The sequence below is a fragment of the Paenibacillus sp. FSL H8-0260 genome, from assembly GCF_045040625.1.
GTDB lineage: Bacteria > Bacillota > Bacilli > Paenibacillales > Paenibacillaceae > Paenibacillus_AQ > Paenibacillus_AQ odorifer.
On record NZ_CP150298.1, the window covers coordinates 3,109,516 to 3,126,467 of the forward strand.

General features: G+C 41.9%; 18 protein-coding genes. 15 read left to right on the forward strand and 3 right to left on the reverse strand.

Translation table 11 applies throughout. The annotated features are described in order from the left end of the window. The first annotated feature begins 43 nt into the window (after positions 1–43). Genes MHI51_RS13830 through MHI51_RS13845 form a run of 4 tightly spaced genes read left to right on the forward strand, consistent with a single transcriptional unit; the run spans position 44 to position 3,567 of the window. On the forward strand, positions 44–562 hold the full coding sequence (locus MHI51_RS13830; RefSeq protein WP_076301889.1) for a sigma-70 family RNA polymerase sigma factor: 519 nt from the start codon (positions 44–46) through the stop codon (positions 560–562). Positions 563–608: 46 nt separating this feature from the next. Next, positions 609–1,694, forward strand: coding sequence for a DUF4179 domain-containing protein (locus MHI51_RS13835; RefSeq protein WP_076218029.1), 1,086 nt, complete (start codon positions 609–611; stop codon positions 1,692–1,694). Continuing rightward, positions 1,694–2,686 (forward strand): ABC transporter ATP-binding protein, encoded by a 993-nt coding sequence (locus MHI51_RS13840; protein WP_076183782.1) that lies wholly within the window; start codon positions 1,694–1,696, stop codon positions 2,684–2,686. The genes MHI51_RS13835 and MHI51_RS13840 overlap by 1 nt, the downstream gene beginning before the upstream one ends. Continuing rightward, the gene (locus MHI51_RS13845; RefSeq protein ID WP_405173960.1) at positions 2,683–3,567 is read left to right on the forward strand and encodes an ABC transporter permease; all 885 of its coding nucleotides are present in this window, start codon (positions 2,683–2,685) and stop codon (positions 3,565–3,567) included. Before MHI51_RS13840 ends, MHI51_RS13845 begins: the two co-directional genes overlap by 4 nt. A 77-nt stretch (positions 3,568–3,644) precedes the next feature. Here MHI51_RS13845 and MHI51_RS13850 read toward each other — a convergent pair whose 3' ends face one another. Next, a complete protein-coding gene (locus MHI51_RS13850) occupies positions 3,645–3,971 on the reverse strand; it encodes a helix-turn-helix domain-containing protein (RefSeq protein WP_076301891.1) in 327 nt (108 codons plus the stop codon). Positions 3,972–4,165: 194 nt separating this feature from the next. Here MHI51_RS13850 and MHI51_RS13855 point away from each other — a divergent pair, with 194 nt between their 5' ends. The 6 genes from MHI51_RS13855 (at position 4,166) to MHI51_RS13880 (ending at position 9,664) form a co-directional block, all read left to right on the forward strand. Next, on the forward strand, positions 4,166–4,948 hold the full coding sequence (locus MHI51_RS13855) for a GTP cyclohydrolase II (protein ID WP_076126167.1): 783 nt from the start codon (positions 4,166–4,168) through the stop codon (positions 4,946–4,948). A gap of 78 nt (positions 4,949–5,026) precedes the next feature. Beyond that, positions 5,027–6,082 carry an ATP-binding cassette domain-containing protein gene (locus MHI51_RS13860; RefSeq protein WP_076126169.1) on the forward strand — a complete coding sequence of 352 codons (1,056 nt, stop codon included), beginning with the start codon at positions 5,027–5,029 and terminating at the stop codon, positions 6,080–6,082. Positions 6,083–6,209: 127 nt separating this feature from the next. Beyond that, entirely contained in the window at positions 6,210–6,959 is a 750-nt protein-coding gene (locus MHI51_RS13865) for an ABC-2 family transporter protein (protein ID WP_051491475.1), read from the forward strand. A gap of 6 nt (positions 6,960–6,965) precedes the next feature. Then, positions 6,966–7,751, forward strand: a complete 786-nt coding sequence (locus tag MHI51_RS13870) for an ABC transporter permease (protein ID WP_076190041.1) — start codon at positions 6,966–6,968, stop codon at positions 7,749–7,751. A 113-nt stretch (positions 7,752–7,864) separates the two neighbouring features. Beyond that, positions 7,865–8,494 (forward strand): hypothetical protein, encoded by a 630-nt coding sequence (locus MHI51_RS13875; protein ID WP_405173961.1) that lies wholly within the window; start codon positions 7,865–7,867, stop codon positions 8,492–8,494. A 36-nt stretch (positions 8,495–8,530) separates the two neighbouring features. Beyond that, a complete protein-coding gene (locus MHI51_RS13880; RefSeq protein ID WP_405173962.1) occupies positions 8,531–9,664 on the forward strand; it encodes a GNAT family N-acetyltransferase in 1,134 nt (377 codons plus the stop codon). Positions 9,665–9,776: 112 nt separating this feature from the next. Here the strand turns inward: MHI51_RS13880 and MHI51_RS13885 are convergent, their stop codons facing one another. Beyond that, positions 9,777–12,080, reverse strand: coding sequence for an MMPL family transporter (locus MHI51_RS13885; RefSeq protein WP_405173963.1), 2,304 nt, complete (start codon positions 12,078–12,080; stop codon positions 9,777–9,779). 47 nt (positions 12,081–12,127) lie between these two features. Next, the gene (locus MHI51_RS13890) at positions 12,128–12,748 is read right to left on the reverse strand and encodes a TetR/AcrR family transcriptional regulator (protein ID WP_076218025.1); all 621 of its coding nucleotides are present in this window, start codon (positions 12,746–12,748) and stop codon (positions 12,128–12,130) included. Between the two features lie 295 nt (positions 12,749–13,043). On the opposite strand from MHI51_RS13890, the gene mraY reads away from it, so the two are divergent. The 5 genes from mraY (at position 13,044) to MHI51_RS13915 (ending at position 16,944) form a co-directional block, all read left to right on the forward strand. Then, positions 13,044–13,997: a phospho-N-acetylmuramoyl-pentapeptide-transferase gene (gene mraY / locus MHI51_RS13895; RefSeq protein ID WP_405173964.1), complete on the forward strand. Its 954-nt coding sequence runs from the start codon at positions 13,044–13,046 to the stop codon at positions 13,995–13,997. Between the two features lie 106 nt (positions 13,998–14,103). Next, the gene (locus MHI51_RS13900; protein ID WP_076183917.1) at positions 14,104–14,415 is read left to right on the forward strand and encodes a helix-turn-helix transcriptional regulator; all 312 of its coding nucleotides are present in this window, start codon (positions 14,104–14,106) and stop codon (positions 14,413–14,415) included. A gap of 81 nt (positions 14,416–14,496) precedes the next feature. After that, positions 14,497–15,666, forward strand: coding sequence for an MFS transporter (locus MHI51_RS13905; protein ID WP_076305482.1), 1,170 nt, complete (start codon positions 14,497–14,499; stop codon positions 15,664–15,666). Between the two features lie 152 nt (positions 15,667–15,818). Then, positions 15,819–16,439 carry a thermonuclease family protein gene (locus MHI51_RS13910; RefSeq protein ID WP_076126181.1) on the forward strand — a complete coding sequence of 207 codons (621 nt, stop codon included), beginning with the start codon at positions 15,819–15,821 and terminating at the stop codon, positions 16,437–16,439. A gap of 67 nt (positions 16,440–16,506) precedes the next feature. Next, positions 16,507–16,944 carry an NUDIX hydrolase gene (locus MHI51_RS13915; RefSeq protein ID WP_076218042.1) on the forward strand — a complete coding sequence of 146 codons (438 nt, stop codon included), beginning with the start codon at positions 16,507–16,509 and terminating at the stop codon, positions 16,942–16,944. Positions 16,945–16,952 lie beyond the last annotated feature (8 nt).

Genomic DNA, 16,952 nt, shown 5'->3' on the forward strand with positions numbered 1-16,952 from the left:
GTCGTCTTACTTATAGCTGCAGCTGATAAGGAGGATTTACAAGATGGAAATTCCGGAATCTGAAATTTTTAAAGCAATATTCTATGAACATTATCCTATTGTCAGACGTAAGCTGACCGCTTTGGTTCGTGATGAGTCGGCAGCAGATGATTTGGCACAAGAAGTTTTTCTGAGATTGTATCGTAACCCCCCAGATGATCCAGCAGCGCTGGGTGCCTGGCTTCATAGAGTCCTTACTCGTATTGGATATGATTATCTGGACAAAAAAGCAAGGGAACGGCGGCTGCAAAATAAACAAGAACAGTTATACGAAGTGAGGGAATCACCTCCTTCAGGAGAGGAAGTCTTAATCAGTAAGCTGGATCAGGAGGATGTTCATGAATGGTTGAACGAGCTGCCTGACAGGGATAGACAAGCGCTTCTGCTTAGATACTCTGGTTACAGTTATGCGGAAATAGCAGGCGAGCTTGGTCTAAGACCTCCCGTAGTAGGGACATTACTGCACCGTGCGACCCAGAGGTTAAGACAAAATGCAGCAAAATCACTGTCTCAGACGGAATAATAAAACGAGATAAGCGAAGCTCCAAATTATTTAGGAGGGATTACTAATGACTAAACAACCGCTAAATCAAGATCATAATAAACAACATACAGATGAAGCCTGGGCCAAATTGCAAAACAAGTTAGCGTCTGAGCCTGCAAGTCCCAAATGGTCTGTGTGGAGTCAGCAGTTGTCTGTGGATGTTATGAAAGATGATGACAAAACAGATCCACATATAGACCAGCCTCAATCTACGGATGACAATCCAACAGCTAATCGCCCATCCAAGCGTCCTCGCATGAATCGTCGGCGCAAATGGGGAGTAGCAGTGGCAGGTGCCGCGATCTTTGCGGTTATACTTGGAACTCCAGTAGGAAATACGGCTATGGCATCGCTGCTGAATCAATTTCGGATGGAAGAAGTTACAGTTGTGAATGAAAATGATATCCGGGATATTTTTTATCAGGTAAATGAAAGTCAATCCATGAATGAAGCTATGAACAAATTTGGTGTGTTTACAAGTTCCTTTGGTTCAAATAAAGGGATTATTCCGCTAAATCAGGTGGAAGAGACTCTAGGTTTTACACTTCCAAGCGGAACTTTGCTCGAGAATGTGAAGAGCGCATATATAACCAATTCACAAGAAATAACCTTGAAGCTTAATATTGAAGCAGTTAATAAAGCAATGAAAAGATTGGGTGCAAAACAGCTTCTTCCAGAAGCCATAGATGGGAAAGAAATTAAATTAGATCTTTCGGAGATCGTGAATTATGATCTTTCGATAGATAATGATAAATGGGCTAATCTTACACAGACGAAGACTCCTTTAATTACGGTAGATCCAACTATAAAGGTTGATGAAGCTTTGGAAGCTATAATCGATTTTCCATTGCTGCCAGATTATCTGAAATCCAGCTTAAAGCAGAGCCGCATTTTATCGGGTGAAATTCCTCTGCCACTGGTAAAAGGCCTGAATACCGATCAAATAAAGATTAAAGATACTACGGTTCTACTGAATCAGAATGAATATAGTCAAGGGATTGTGTACTCGGCTGTTTGGGTACAGAACGGACAACTGTTTGATTTCAACGGAGGAAGCGTGTATACAGATAAAGCTGTATTCTTAGAGAAGCTAGGGGAGTTGATTGAATAATGACGGCTGCCGCAATAGAAGCGAAGTCTTTGACCAAAGAATATGATAACGGACGTGGTTGTCGTGATGTAACGATTACTGTTGGGAAAGGGGAAGCCTTTGGCTTCCTCGGCCCTAATGGTGCGGGGAAAAGTACCTTTGTCAAAATGTTGGTAGGTCTCATTCGTCCATCGAATGGTAGTGCTACTCTATTTGGTCATAAGATCGGTTCACTTGAAGCCAAGTCCCAAATCGGATATTTACCGGAATTATATCGCTATCAAGAATGGCTTACGGGGGAAGAAGTAGTAAGACTGCATGCCAAGCTGTGCCGTGTAGAGCGATCTGTAGCCGACAAAAGAATTCCAGAGCTTCTAGCGGAAGTTGGAATTGGAAACCGTGGACGGGATCGTGTGAAACATTATTCCAAAGGGATGCAGCAGAGATTAGGGCTTGCTTGCGCTCTTGTAAACAATCCGGCCATCGTTTTTCTGGATGAGCCCTCATCGGCGCTAGACCCGATTGGACGACAGGAAGTTCGGAATATTTTGCAGAGGCTAAAAGAGAAGGGAGTTACAATATTTCTTAACTCTCATCTACTGGAGGATGTTGAACTCATCTGCGACCGTATGGCACTGCTGAATAACGGAGTTATACTGCGGCATGGGAAAGTATCTGAGATCTTAAATAAGCGAACAAGCTGGCATTTTAAAGTGGGCGGTTTTACGCCTATTTTGTTGTCTTGGTTACAGGATAGTACTGAACTTCAGATCAAAGTTTCAGCGGATATTGGAGCTCAATCTGAAAAAGGAGCTTCATTCCCAGCTACATTGGAGAGTAGCACAGTTTGGCTGGAAGCGGAACTGGAGAATGAGGAGCAAGTAGGCTGGCTGAACACGTTAATTATTGAACAGGGCATGACCTTATATGAAGTCTCACGGAAGCGAGAACGTCTGGAAGACTGGTTTATGAGTGCTGTATCCGGCCTAAGTCACAGAGGTGAACACGAATGAGAATAATCATAGGAATGACCTGGAAGGAATTGCTGCGTAAACGAGTAATGGTATTAACATTGCTTATGACCATTGTCTTTCTTATAGGATTTTGGTTTGTGGCAAATACGATCGGACAAAGCGGAATACCGAACAGAACAGATATTAGCAGTGGCGAGCATCTCTTAGCTAATTTTACAAATGGTGCTTTTATATTATCACTTGGATTCTTTTTTGGCGCGTTTGTACTCGCCTTTTTGGCGATCTTCAGTTCCTTCTCAGCTATTGCAGGTGAAGCGGAACAAGGGGTTATGCAGGCTTTACTGCCAAGACCGCTGCCGCGGTGGAAATGGTACACAGGTCGCTGGCTTGGATATGTGACGCTTGGGATCGGTTATGCCCTGATTTTATATATTTCTATTTTATGGATTACTGAGATCCATGCCACCGTTCCTAGAGATGCCGTAGTCCTATTGAAATCATTTTTGTTATTCTCCTCTGTAGTGCCTTTGCTAATTACGATTTCTATGCTGGGTTCTGGATTCTTCTCAGCAGTGGGGAATGGTGTCTTTATGACAATGTTATATGGAGCTGGCTGGTTAGGTGGGATGATTGATAAGATCGGAGGATCGCTGAGATTAGAACCCGATGTCCTTGACACATTAAATAATCTGTCAGGAATGATGGCACTGCTTATGCCAGTGGATGGTTTACAGCGGAAAATGACCGCCGTCCTGTTCAGCGCTAATGAAATGAGTGGAATGATGGGATTGTTCGGCAGCATGAATGGATTGCTGGATTCTAATACGGTTCCGTCAAATATGTTTATTTTTTATGCGATAGGATATACCCTGTTAGCTTTTGTTATAGGTCTACTTCGCTTTGAGCGAAAAGACTTATAAAGGGGATGTTAATCCAAAAAGAGCCCTCTTGTCTCATGATCGGGACAATTAGGGCTCTTTGTGTTGTGTAGCGGGAATCATTTCTTAATACCAAGCTCAATCCATTCGGTAGACCAGTTTCCAATTTCACCAAGTATAGGAGCAAGCGCTGTGCCTTTTGGAGTCAGAGAGTACTCAATACGTACTGGCATTTCGGGATATACAGTTCGCTCTATAATGCCTTCGATTTCCATTTCCTTCAATCGGTCAGATAACACCTTGCCACTGAGATTGGACAGACAGCTCTCAATTTCACCAAAACGGCGTGGCCCTGGCATAAGCACGAAAACAATAAGCGCGACCCAACGTTTACTTAGCAAGTCTACCGCTTTTTCAAAGCGAGGACACATGTTGAAATCATTCATAATATCACCTCGACATTCATTATATCATAAACTTACATAAAGTAATTATAAATATTTAAAGATATATTATAACTTGACGAAGTTATATTACAATGATAAACTTACTTACAAATAGTTACTTATAATTTAACTAATATTTTATCCTTATGCTTAGCTCTATCTAAGCATTGATGAACAATGAGGAAGGTGTAATTATGATTAAACCAGAAATCACTTCTATTTTACAGAATAAAATCACGCGAATTCCTTTAGCAAATTCCACAAATATATTGGTTGGACCGATCACGTTACCGGTGAATTTAGACGGCGAGACCGTTGTTTTTAAATGGTACAACTGGCTGAATACAACGGATGCAGAGCTTCTTCAAGAGGATAGCAGTAAAGCAACGGCAGCTTTAATTTCACGTTTGCCATCCATGAACTTAGCAGAAGGACAACAATCCAGTGTGTTGGTATATGGCGATTTCGAAGGGTCTGAGGATGCATTGATCCGGATGCATAGCATCTGCCATACTGGCGATATTTTTGGCAGTAAACGTTGCGATTGCGGCTTCCAGCTGCATCAATCCATGAAAATGATTGTTGAGCATGGCTCTGGGGCATTATTTTATCTCGCGAATCATGAAGGAAGAGGCATTGGCCTGTTCAGCAAATCTTTAGCGTATCTTTTACAAGAAGAAGGATACGATACAGTTGAGGCTAATTTAGAGTTGGGATTTGCTGATGATTCAAGAAACTACGAAGAGGCAATCAGTGTTCTGCAAACTTTACGTCACAAACCAGTGACGCTGATTACGAATAATCCGAAGAAATTGGATGCGCTCAAGGCTGCAGGGATGAATGCCGTGAAAAGAGTAGCGTTATGGGGAGATGTATCTTCTTTTAACGAGAAATATTTGCGGACTAAAGTCGCTCGCTCAGGGCATTTAGAAGCTGTGAAGGACACCATTTCGCTAAATGAAAGACTGGCTAAGTAAAGAATGAAGTAGTGCTTTTGCGCTTCTTCTATTATAATGGGGTACTGGGAACCAACTCTAAGCTTAGTGAGGTACAATATGACTGCTATTCAAGTACAAGACTTACGCAAAACATTCAAAGTACAAAAAAACCGCGAGGGTCTCAAAGGGGCCTTCGCTGATTTGTTTAAAAGGGAATATACGGAAGTGACTGCGGTGAAGGACATTTCCTTTTCCATTCCTGAAGGTGAGATCTGTGGATATATCGGCGAGAACGGTGCTGGGAAATCGACCACGATCAAAATGCTCACAGGTATTCTCGTGCCGACTTCCGGAAACCTGACAGTAGGTGGGTATGTTCCGTATTTGGAGCGCGAGAAATTCGTGAAAAATATCGGTGTGGTATTCGGGCAACGCAGTCAGCTATGGTGGGACATTGGCGTGATTGAGTCGTTCCAGCTCCTGCGCAAGGTTTACCGGGTATCTGAACAAGATTTCAAGAAACGGCTGGATGAATTGGTCGAACGACTGCAACTGCAAGAACTGCTGAATCGTCCGGTTCGTAAGCTAAGTCTAGGTCAGCGGATGCGTTGTGAATTAGTGGCAGCATTGCTTCACAATCCGTCGATTGTATTTCTGGATGAACCGACCATTGGCTTAGATATTGTGGTGAAGTCAGAGATCCGTGAATTTCTAAAAGATATGAACCGCGAGCATGGGACAACCATACTGCTGACTACACATGACCTGCAAGATATTGAGGCGCTTTGCTCCCGAGTGATAATGCTTGATGATGGCCGTATCATTTATGACGGAGGACTGGAAGACCTGAAGCAGCGTTGGGGAACCGGACGTGAGGTTCAATTTCAATTTGGAAATGCTACGAAACGTCAGCAACTTGAGTTATGGACTGAGGGATTGCCTGTTACTTGGTCTGCGGAGAACGATTTAGGGGCATCTGTCTGGATACCGCTAGAGCTAAATGTATCGGATGTATTAGGCAGAGTAGTGGGAAAAGCAGACATTACTGATATCAAAATCATAGAGACCAATACGGACGATATTGTTCGCAGTATTTATCAATCCGGGTCTGCAGACAAGCCTGATGAAATGGCTGCCGCTCTGAAGGATGAAAGAGAGGCTTTACATGTCTGATAAGCTTAATCCTGCAACGGCTATGTCTTCCTCCTCAGGAGGCGCATCTTCTGGTGGTCCTCAGGAGAATAGCCGTAAATTACTATTCGGGGCTTACTTAGATTTTATACGCATCCGTTTTCTTACCATGCTTGCTTATCGGATTAACTACTACTCAGGTATTCTTATCTATTCACTGAATATTGGGGTTAACTATTTCACTTGGATGGCCATCTATGGCAATGGGGATTCATTGGGTGGCTTTACTGCAACGCAAATGACGTCATATGTAGCTGTATCGTGGATGGCTAGAGCCTTTTATTTTAATAACCTAGACCGCGAAATCTCTACGGATATCCGTGATGGAAGTATCGCTATCCAGTTTATAAGGCCCTATAACTATGTCTTAGTCAAAATGATGCAAGGTCTTGGAGAGGGAATGTTCCGCTTCCTCTTATTTATGATTCCCGGCATGGCCATAGCGATGCTGCTGTTCCCGGTTCAATTGCCAACAGCGCCATCTGCTTGGGCAGGGTTCCTGGTGATGCTCTTTTTCAGCTTTTTAATTAATTCACAGATCAATATCATTACAGGGCTCTCGGCATTTTTTGTAGAAAATAATGAAGGCATGATGCGAATGAAGCGGGTGATTGTAGACTTATTCTCCGGCTTAATCGTACCGATCAGTCTGTTTCCTAACTGGTTATCTTCCGTACTTGAGGTGCTGCCGTTTCAGGCGATTACCTACTTGCCAGGTTCAGTGTTTACGGGACGGGTGCAAGGGGTTGGAATATGGAATGTATTAGGGATACAAATTATTTGGTTCCTGGTATTGCTGATTCCAATTGTCTGGTTATATCATGCGGCGCGGCAGCGTCTCTTCGTGCAGGGAGGTTGAGGAAACATGTATTACCTGGGATTATTAATTGAATATATCAAAAACTATATGAAGAGCCGGCTCACCTATCGCGCTGACTTTTGGGTAGAGGTCATTTCAGACTTACTTTTTCAAGCTACCAACTTTATCTTTATTCTCGTAATTTTTATGCACACAGATAGCCTGGGCGGCTGGAATCAGAATGAAGTAGTGTTCGTTTATGGATTCTTTATGGTGCCTTTTGGGGTGTTTAGTTGTTTTGTGAATCTATGGGGATTTAGTGAACGTTACATCGTTAAAGGTGAGATGGACCGTATTTTGACACGCCCAGCTCATAATTTGTTCCAGATCTTTTTGGAAAATGTTGATCCACCAGCACTTATGGGCTCATTCATAGGTATTATTATTATGGCCATCAGTGGCAGCAATCTGGGTCTTCCTTTTGAATGGTGGACGATACCGGCTCTGATCGTTCTAACGTTAAGTGCGGTCGCCATCTATACGGGGATTTACACAACGTTGACTTCATTGTCTTTCTATTCGGATGCTCCTACTGGCATTCTTCCGTTAATGTACAACATTCAGACTTATGGCCGGTACCCGGTAACGATTTACAATCGTGCTATACAGGTATTGCTTACTTGGATCATTCCATTTGCATTCGTCGGAGTGTATCCAGCCGCGCTTTTTCTACAGCGGGAGGAGATGACCAGCCTTGCTCTGATGACACCTGTAGTAGGCGCTATATTCCTGGGGATTGGTTTGTTAGCCTGGAGTTATGGCGTACGAAGATATAAAGGTGCGGGGTCTTAAGTTAAGCTAGTGTTTTGTTAAGTTGGAAAGGCTACCTTCGGGTAGTCTTTTTTTTCACTCGGAATCATGAATATGCTAAAATCATTTATATCTACAATGGGGAGGAATCATAGATGAATGTGTTAGATATTTTACCAGCACCCGAAAACTTAAAAAAACTTATGAAAATACTTGCTTCTCTAAATATTGTCTTATGTCCAGAGGAATGGCTTCGCTATCATAGTTTTGATTCTAAATTTGATAAGAATGTTTCTCTAGCATCGATCGATAATGGCTCAGGCGATAATTTGTTTATTATTTTTACACCTCAAGGAACGATAATTAAAGGTTTTGATCATGAATCCGAAGTAAGTCCATATGCGCGTGACGAACATGAAATTTGGCCAGGAATCTATGAAGAGGTCCCAACCTCGCTATTGTCTTTACTGGAAGATGAGGCGATAGCTAAGGATGATGTTACTTTTTGTTTTTGGCGTGAAAATAATGATTTGACGTGGCAGAAGGGGAAGGTAGAGATTCCAGCGGGAGTAGAAGATGGTTCGGACTTTTTGCTAGGGACTATTTTCCGCACAGCTGAGGATTTTGTGGAATTTGCCGAAGGTTATTTTGAACTCACACTCCCTTTAGAGGTTGTTGCACAAGTTTATGAGGGGGCAGCCATTACAAAAGAGATGATCAAAGCGTTAAATCCTGATGGTGATGTAGAGACAATCCTTCAGGAGTTAGCAGAGCTAGACTCTTAGGGACTTATCGATTTTGAAAACAAAGGGGGATGCGAAATGGAACTTTACGTGGAAAAGCTGAATGCTGATGCTGCTAAGGATATTTTAAGCTGGCAATATGATCCACCCTATGATTTTTACAATAATGAACTAACTCCTGAAGCTATAAGTGAAATGCTAGAGGAAGCATTTTTTTCTGTACTTGATGCAGATAAACAATTGATCGGATTCTTCTGTGTAGGAAGTCCGGCACAGGTTCCAAATGATAAATATACATATTCTCAGGATTTTATAGATGTGGGTTTAGGAATGAAGCCTGAGTTAACCGGACAGGGGAATGGGACTCTATTTTTCACAACAGTCCTTAACTATATTAATGAGAGATGCGAGGAAAAACCAAAGCGGCTGACAGTGGCGAAGTTCAACGATAGAGCGATACGCTTGTATGAAAAACTAGGATTTAGCAGGGAAGCTGAAATCGTTAAAGGAACTACAGAATTTATAATTATGATTTGTAATGAAAATGATAATCTTGCTTCCATGTATGAGCGGGCGAAACCCGGCGAAATAATTACTTTTGGCGCTTATCCGCAAATGGCGGACGGAGCAGACCAAATGCCGATAAAGTGGCGGGTGCTGCAAAATTCAGGTAGAGAACTGTTCATTTTGAGCGAGTACATTTTGGATTGCAGGCGGTATCACGGTGAATATGTTGACGTTACATGGCATGACTCCGATTTGCGAAAGTGGTTGAACGATGAGTTTTATAATGCCGCTTTTAATGACTCCGAGCACAGACTCATCAAGACTACACAATGCACAGATAACGGAGAGGGAAGTATAAACACGGAAGATAAGATTTTTCTGCTTAGTGTTTCGGAGGCGAATGAATTCACCTTTAAACTTGGAGAAGATACTTTACGTGCGAAGCGTAGGGCGGTAGGAACGGGATTCTCCAAAGAGAAAAAGAACGATGGATGTAAATTGTATGTGTATGATAAAAAAGTCAAAGCTGATTATATCCTTGAGAAGGATGAAGAGTTTGGCTGCTCATGGTGGTGGCTGAGAACTCAACCTGCGATTTCCTCACGTGCGTATTTTGTAGGTACTCGTAGCAGTATTCGCAGTTACGGACATGTCAACTTAGCTTGTTACGGTGTGCGCCCCGCTTTAATCCTTAATCTTCAATGAGATAATTTCCAGAGCCTTGCCCATCTGCTCTTCGCGGGAAGTGAACCCTGCCACAGAAACAAAACAGCCTGAACCCCTAGGAATACAGGACTCAGGCTGTTTATTATTGTATCTATTTCATGGAATTAGGTTTGTCTTTAGCATTGAGTGTAGCAATCAGTTTCTCGCCTTCGACATCCAGGTTTGGCAGAATACGGTCGAGCCATTTTGGAAGTGCCCAAGCTTTGTTGCCGAAAATAGACATTACAGCAGGAACTAATCCCATTCGAATAATGAAAGCATCGATTAAGATCCCTACGGCCAGTGTAAAGCCGATTTGTTTAATCATGACATCATCCGTAAAAATAAACCCTGCAAAAACGGAGATCATAATTATAGCAGCGCCTACTACGACACGACTCACCTGGTTGTATCCATGAACAACGGACTCTGATCCCTCATGACCATGAACGTACGATTCACGCATGGAACTGACAAGGAAAACCTGATAGTCCATCGCAAGCCCATATAGGATACCCGTAACGATGATTGGCATAAAGCTTAGCAATGGGCCACCGGTGTCGAAACCAAAGAGAGAATGGAGCCAGCCCCATTGGAACACGGCTGTGGTGATCCCGAAGGTAGCGAGTATGCTAAGCAGAAAGCCGATCGTAGCTTTGATAGGAACGATAATCGAACGAAATACCAACAGAAGAATAATGAGCGATAGGAGAATGATGATTCCTACATAAATGGGAAATACATCTGCCAGTTTGGCCGACATATCGATGTTAACAGCGGTAAATCCGGTAACCCCGAGTTTAACATCATTACTTTGAGCGATACTAGATTCCGTAGCCCGTAAATCATTCACCAGATTTTTGGTTGTTATATCGCTAGGACCCGTTTCTGGAATCAGACTGAAGATAGCCAAATCCTTAGTCATGCCCAGAGGAGTGACCAACGCGACATTCTTTTGAGCTTGGAGCTCTTTTACAAGATTTCCTAGGAGCTCCGGAGTGACTGGAGTGGAAGAATTCTTTGGTTCTGCAACCAGAATAAGCGGTCCGTTAAACCCCTCTCCAAAACCCTCGGATATAGCATCATAACTTTGTCTTGCTACCGTGTCCAAATTCGCTGAGGCGGCTCCGGGAATGCCCATTTCCATTTTGGCTATAGGGGTTGCTGCTACGCCAAGTACCACGACGATGGCAACAATAGTGACCCAACGATACTTGATGACGAATTTAACCCATCTATCAGCTATACCGCGGTTACCCGTTGTATGATGATCCTTGTTTTTCTTGCGAGCTTTAGGCGAACAGATGCGTTCACCCACCAATCCGAGCAATGCCGGCAATAGGGTTAAGGCAACAAATACGTTGATAAGGACGGTAGCAGCTGCTACTAACGCCATCGTAGATAAGAAAGTAAGCCCGATTACAAGCATACCGCAGAGAGCAATAATAACCGTCAAACCGGCGAAAAATACGGCGCTGCCGGATGTGCCAATAGCTCTAGCCGCAGCTTCTTGTGCGCTTAATCCTTGATCAATAATCATCCGGCGTTGGCGATTTACAATGAAAAGAGCATAATCGATTCCGACGGCTAATCCAATCATAAGCGCCAAGACGGAAGTGACACTAGGCATTTCAATGAATTTGGAAATAGAAAATGCTCCACCTACACCGATGCCGACTCCAAGCAGTGCAGTTATAAGGGGCAGACCTGCTGCAACGACAGAGCCAAGCGTCACCAGCAAAACAATTGCAGCAATGACAAGTCCGACAATCTCAGCTGATCCTACACCGATAGATACTGATTTGAGTGTCTCGCCCGGCAGTACAGTAATGTTAGTATCTTTCTCGACATTCTTGACGGTATCAATTACAGAATCAAAAATATCTTGAGAGATAGCAGATTGCTCAATAGTAAACTGGAATTGGAACAATGCAATGCTACCGTCTGCGGAAAGAATAACTCCAGGTACTGGAACGCCATCTGTCATCAGAGGACCATAGGAAAGGGGTGCTGTGGCTGCTGCAGACTGATCCATACTGGCAGCCTGAGTTGCTTCAGTAGTTGAACTACTTGCTTCCGCTGCATAATCCGCAGGATTAATCACTTCGTTTATACCGTAAACCTCATTAACACCTTTAGTGATCGCTGCCAAACGTTCTGGCGTATCCAATCGCTCATTTTCAGGTGCTTTGAACACGACACTCCCTTGTCCACCAGATGCAGCCGGAAGTTCTGTTGCTAATTGATCCAAAATCTTTTGCGATTCTGTGCCTTCAATCTTCATTTCTGAACTGATATGAATACCATTCATGCTGATCATAGAGATGACTATTCCTAAAATTAAAATCCAACCTAAAATGAAGTACCCAGGTTTGCGATAAGCGGTTTTTCCCACTCTGTATAATAATGTTGACATGTATCTATTTTACACTCCCTCGATGATGAAAACTGATTGTTAGCCTATTAGAATCCGTTGCGTAAATATCCGTAAATAGTTTCCAAAAATTGATCGAAAGTAAGCGTTTCAGGACTTGGATCGTCGCTCGTCGTTTGTCCCGGAAGCAGCACATTAAGTTTTCCGTCAATTAAGGGAAGTACAGTTCCGTAAACCGAATTTATAAGCAGATAAGTATAGACCTCGTCATACTTACCATTTGACAAGTGCAACAATGTTTTTTGTGCTCCAGTTTGCGTAAGATGTATTGCTCTTAGATAATGGGGCTCGAGAGCTGGGAATTTTCGGGAAAGTAAAGAAAGCTCACGCAACCTCCCTATAAGCTCAGATGTAAGTTGCATCTTAATTAGTTGATATAAGGTATCCAGCAGGGAGGCATTTTCAGGGATTTTGGTGAGCAATTCTTCATACTCATTCGTGTTCCGTACGGTAACTGCTCCCATCGCAACTGCCTCTTCCTTGCATGTGAAATAGTTTGCGAAAGTTCTTCTGGAGTAGCCGGCTTTTTGCACGATATCTTCAACAACAAAACCGTCCAACCCATGTTCAAGTGCAAGTTCGAATGCCGCTTCAGCTAGCGCTTTTTCAGTGGCTTCTTTTTTGAAATCTCTCAACGTTTGTTTAATCATAATTTATGTATACACCTCCCATATGGCTGTTATTGTGGTGAAGATTAGGATTAATGACTATATACTAATGCAAACTTGCCCAATGTGCAAACTTTCTCATTGGGCAAGTTTATACTTTGGGATCTGCTTATAGAAAATTCCCAGCAGTTTCACAGCAGAAAACAGGAAATAAAAATAGAATAATTTCTCTTTATCAACAGATGAAAAGAGTACATAATTACAGACGACCTCATTAACTCTAGAAATATTTTGTGAGTATTATAAATGATCTTTTTCAAAGAGGGGAGTTCGTTATATGTATGGAATTCTGGCTGTTTCCGGCCTGTCATTTCTTCTGGTGGCGGTGTTTACGCCTCTATTAATCTGGACGCTGCATAGACTGAGGTTAACGCAGCCGATTCGTGCCGAGCTTCCAGCAGATCATCAGGCCAAACGGGGTACACCACTAATGGCAGGGTTGATCCTGCTTATCGGGATAGCGATTTCGCTGCAGTTTCAACCCGGGCCTCTAATGTTACTCTTATGCGTTACGTTTTTGTTGTTTAGTTCAGTCGGATTTTTGGATGATTTCAAAAAGGCTTTTTGGCAAAATCCATCCGGCATCAGCGGCCGCTCAAAACTAGTGCTTCAATTTCTTTTTACTGGAATTATATTATATGTGTTGTTCCATTCGTTCGGCCTGACGAGTAATATCGAGTTATTTAAAGGCCAAAATCTGCAGTTGCCTTTATACCTTTATGTGACTATCATTTTGCTGTTTGTGGTCGGCTCCGCGAATGCCATCAATTTTACAGATGGTCTCGATGGGCTACTGATCAATGTAGCCATACCGTCGTATTTTTTCTTTTTTATGATTTCGGACAAACCTGAAGTGCAGACTTTTTCACTTGTTATGATCGGTTGTCTGCTAGGGCTTTTGCTTTACAATATTTATCCAGCAAGAGCGTTTATGGGCGATACTGGATCACTCGCGATCGGTGGCTCCCTTTCCGTTCTGGCTGTCATTGAAAAGGTTGAGCTCTTGCTTCCGATTTTATTTTTCATTTATTTTGCGGAGCAGTTGTCGGTCATTTTACAAGTTTGGTACTACAAACGGACGAAGCTGCGGCTATTCCGGATGGCTCCGATCCATTACCACTTCAGCTTAAAATACGGATGGAGTGAGAACAAAATCGTGATGATTTTCGGTTTCATTTCTTGGGTATCCGTACTGCTGTGCTGGTTGATATGGAAATATTTAATTCACTAAACGAACAATTCGATACGAAACATGAATCTACATAATGTTATTGCAACAACGAGACATCGGCATCTTTTGTATTTACAAATCTATAAAAATAGATATAATGGAACACATGGAACCTTTATTGATATTCAAAGCGTTGTCTAACGAGACTCGTAGTCAAATTATGATGTGGCTAAAAACTCCCGAGGAATTTTTTGATGAAAAGCCTTATTTACAACAAGGCCTAAATTTTCAAATTGGGATTTGCGTGGGAGATATTCAAGCTAAAGCGGGGCTTGCACAGTCGGTTATTTCGAGCTATCTATTGACTATGCAAAAAGCTGGTTTGCTGGAATCTGAGCGAATTGGGAAGTGGACGTATTATCGTCGAAACGAAAAGACAATTCAAGAGTTTTCCGAGTATATTAAAGAGAAACTATAGGAGAAAGGAGGAAGGGCTTTTTTTTGGTAATACATATCTACAAATCTAAATATGTAAATATAAATGGAGGATTATTTTAAAATGAAAAAGGTTAACCCTTTGCTTATTATTATTTTGGCTTTAGGCGTATTTGGCATTATTACAACGGAAATGGGGATTATAGGTGTTCTGCCACAGGTAACTCAAAAATTTAATATATCAACTTCTCAGTCTGGATGGCTTGTAAGTATATTTGCTTTAGTTGTTGCTATTTCAGGTCCATTTCTGACCTTATTGGCTTCTGGAATTAATCGTAAAATAATTCTATTAACTGCTGTGCTTATTTTTGCAATTTCAAATATTGTTTATGCGTATACGACCATGTTTGAAGTAATGCTGATTTTCCGTATTATCCCTGCTATTTTTCATCCCGTGTTTTTTTCAGTTGCACTTGTTACCGCTGCCCAACTTGTCCCTCCGGAAAAGAGCACCAAAGCAGTTACAAAGGTTTTCGCCGGAATAACGGTCGGGTTTGCTTTTGGTGTGCCTTTGACTTCTTATCTCGCGGACAAAATTTCGTTAGAAGTCGCTTTTCTGTTTGGAGCTGTCGTAAGTATAATTGCCTTTTTAGGAATACTAGCTTGGCTTCCTTCCATGCCAGTTAAAGAAAAAATGTCATATGGTAAACAACTTGGTATTTTACGCAAACCCCTATTGTGGTTAAATATTGTGGCAGTTATTTTTATCTTTGCAGCTATGTTTTCTGTGTACAGTTACTTTGCTGAATATCTTGGGCAGGTAACACATATGAACGGGTCATGGATTAGTATCATGTTGATGGCCTTTGGGATAATCATGATTTTTGGGAATTTTTTATTTGGAAGCCTTTTGCATAAAGGCATTACAAAGACCGTTATCATGTTTCCATTGTTATATGCGGTAACTTACTTATTCGTATATTATCTAGGTTCTTATTTCCTTCCGATGGTTGTTATCATAATTATTTGGGGGGCAGTGCATTCCGGCGGACTGATTGTCAGTCAAGCATGGTTAACGACCGAAGCGAAAGAAGCTCCCGAATTCGGTAACAGCTTGTTTATCTCATTTTCCAACCTTGGAATTACTATAGGGACTGCTATCGGTGGTTGGTTTATTTCTCACGCAGGAATACATCAACTCATCTGGATCGGAATTATGTTTTCCCTGCTTGCTTTCTTATCGATCATAATCAAAATAAAGATTTCCAAATTAAACGTGGTGGAAGTAGAGTAAAGGCGAAACAGCGATAGCCAAGTATCTTTTTTCTGGTACATGGCTGTCGCTGTTTTCTATGATTAGTAGTACAGTCTTGTGTTTTTAAGTTTTTTAATTTATTTTTAATAGACCCCATGAAATTACATACGTGTATAAGAAAGAGGTTAACAATGAATAAGATTTATCTAGTAAAAAGCTTTCTAGCTATCACACTCTTACTTGGAACAACAACTGCCTGCAACTTAGCCGAGCAGATTACTTTAGAGCCAGTTCCAACGATTACGGCTGATTCCAGTTCTGGATTGGGTTCTACGCCAGACAATACAACAGAGGACAACAAACGTTTAATAGATGCAAAGGTAACACGAGTAGTCGATGGTGACACCATGAAGCTGACTATAGGCGGCAAAAAGGAAACCATTCGTTTATTGCTGGTTGATACTCCAGAGTCAGTGAATCCGAACATCCCCGAACCACAGCCCTTTTCGCTAGAAGCTTCTGATTTCGCCAAAAAGATGCTTACGGATAAAGATGTACAAATTGAACTTGATGTATCGGAGCGGGACAAATATGGCCGCCTACTTTGTTACCTCTATATAGATGGGAAAATGTTCAATGAGATTCTGCTAGAGCAGGGTTATGCACGTGTAGCCTATGTATTTGCACCTAATACAAAATACGTAGATCAATTTAGAGCGATTCAGGATAAGGCGCGAGAGCGGGGAATAGGTATTTGGAGCATTGAAAATTACGCGCAAGACAATGGTTTTCATGTGCAGAAAAAGAAATAAACTTTAATTAGCTTAGGATATTTGAGCCTATTAGAAGAAAGGATGTAGTTTTTTGAGCGATTATATTATGGAGTTAAGAAAGCTGGTAGGTACCAGACCCCTTATAATGGCAGGAGCCTGTGTTTTATTGTGCAGCAATCATCAATTATTATTACAACGTAGAACGGACAACGGATGCTGGGGTTTGCCAGGTGGCTCGATGGAGCTTGGGGAGACTTTAGAAGAGGTCGCTAAGAGGGAGCTTTTTGAGGAAACGGGCTTAACAGCCAAAGGTCTTGAATTGTTCGACATGTTCTCTGGAAAAGATCTTTATTATAAATACCCGCACGGGGATGAAGTATATAATGTTGTGGCTGCATATCTATGCACAGACTTTGATGGGGCGCTAAAAGTAGATGGAATTGAAGTGCAAGAATTGCGTTTTTTTAATTATGCAGAATTGCCAAGCGAGCTGTCTCCTCCAGATGTTCCCGTCATTAAGAGGTTTTTGGATCGTTTTGTTTGAAACTGAAT

Excerpts from the sequence above, each read along its gene's own strand:
- MHI51_RS13830 (WP_076301889.1), top strand. The coding sequence starts at position 44 with ATGGAAATTCCGGAATCTGAAATTTTTAAAGCAATATTCTATGAACAT.
- MHI51_RS13835 (WP_076218029.1), top strand. The coding sequence starts at position 609 with ATGACTAAACAACCGCTAAATCAAGATCATAATAAACAACATACAGAT.
- MHI51_RS13840 (WP_076183782.1), top strand. The coding sequence starts at position 1,694 with ATGACGGCTGCCGCAATAGAAGCGAAGTCTTTGACCAAAGAATATGAT.
- MHI51_RS13845 (WP_405173960.1), top strand. The coding sequence starts at position 2,683 with ATGAGAATAATCATAGGAATGACCTGGAAGGAATTGCTGCGTAAACGA.
- MHI51_RS13850 (WP_076301891.1), bottom strand. The coding sequence starts at position 3,971 with ATGAATGATTTCAACATGTGTCCTCGCTTTGAAAAAGCGGTAGACTTG.
- MHI51_RS13855 (WP_076126167.1), top strand. The coding sequence starts at position 4,166 with ATGATTAAACCAGAAATCACTTCTATTTTACAGAATAAAATCACGCGA.
- MHI51_RS13860 (WP_076126169.1), top strand. The coding sequence starts at position 5,027 with ATGACTGCTATTCAAGTACAAGACTTACGCAAAACATTCAAAGTACAA.
- MHI51_RS13865 (WP_051491475.1), top strand. The coding sequence starts at position 6,210 with ATGCTTGCTTATCGGATTAACTACTACTCAGGTATTCTTATCTATTCA.
- MHI51_RS13870 (WP_076190041.1), top strand. The coding sequence starts at position 6,966 with ATGTATTACCTGGGATTATTAATTGAATATATCAAAAACTATATGAAG.
- MHI51_RS13875 (WP_405173961.1), top strand. The coding sequence starts at position 7,865 with ATGAATGTGTTAGATATTTTACCAGCACCCGAAAACTTAAAAAAACTT.
- MHI51_RS13880 (WP_405173962.1), top strand. The coding sequence starts at position 8,531 with ATGGAACTTTACGTGGAAAAGCTGAATGCTGATGCTGCTAAGGATATT.
- MHI51_RS13885 (WP_405173963.1), bottom strand. The coding sequence starts at position 12,080 with ATGTCAACATTATTATACAGAGTGGGAAAAACCGCTTATCGCAAACCT.
- MHI51_RS13890 (WP_076218025.1), bottom strand. The coding sequence starts at position 12,748 with ATGATTAAACAAACGTTGAGAGATTTCAAAAAAGAAGCCACTGAAAAA.
- mraY (WP_405173964.1), top strand. The coding sequence starts at position 13,044 with ATGTATGGAATTCTGGCTGTTTCCGGCCTGTCATTTCTTCTGGTGGCG.
- MHI51_RS13900 (WP_076183917.1), top strand. The coding sequence starts at position 14,104 with ATGGAACCTTTATTGATATTCAAAGCGTTGTCTAACGAGACTCGTAGT.
- MHI51_RS13905 (WP_076305482.1), top strand. The coding sequence starts at position 14,497 with ATGAAAAAGGTTAACCCTTTGCTTATTATTATTTTGGCTTTAGGCGTA.
- MHI51_RS13910 (WP_076126181.1), top strand. The coding sequence starts at position 15,819 with ATGAATAAGATTTATCTAGTAAAAAGCTTTCTAGCTATCACACTCTTA.
- MHI51_RS13915 (WP_076218042.1), top strand. The coding sequence starts at position 16,507 with ATGGAGTTAAGAAAGCTGGTAGGTACCAGACCCCTTATAATGGCAGGA.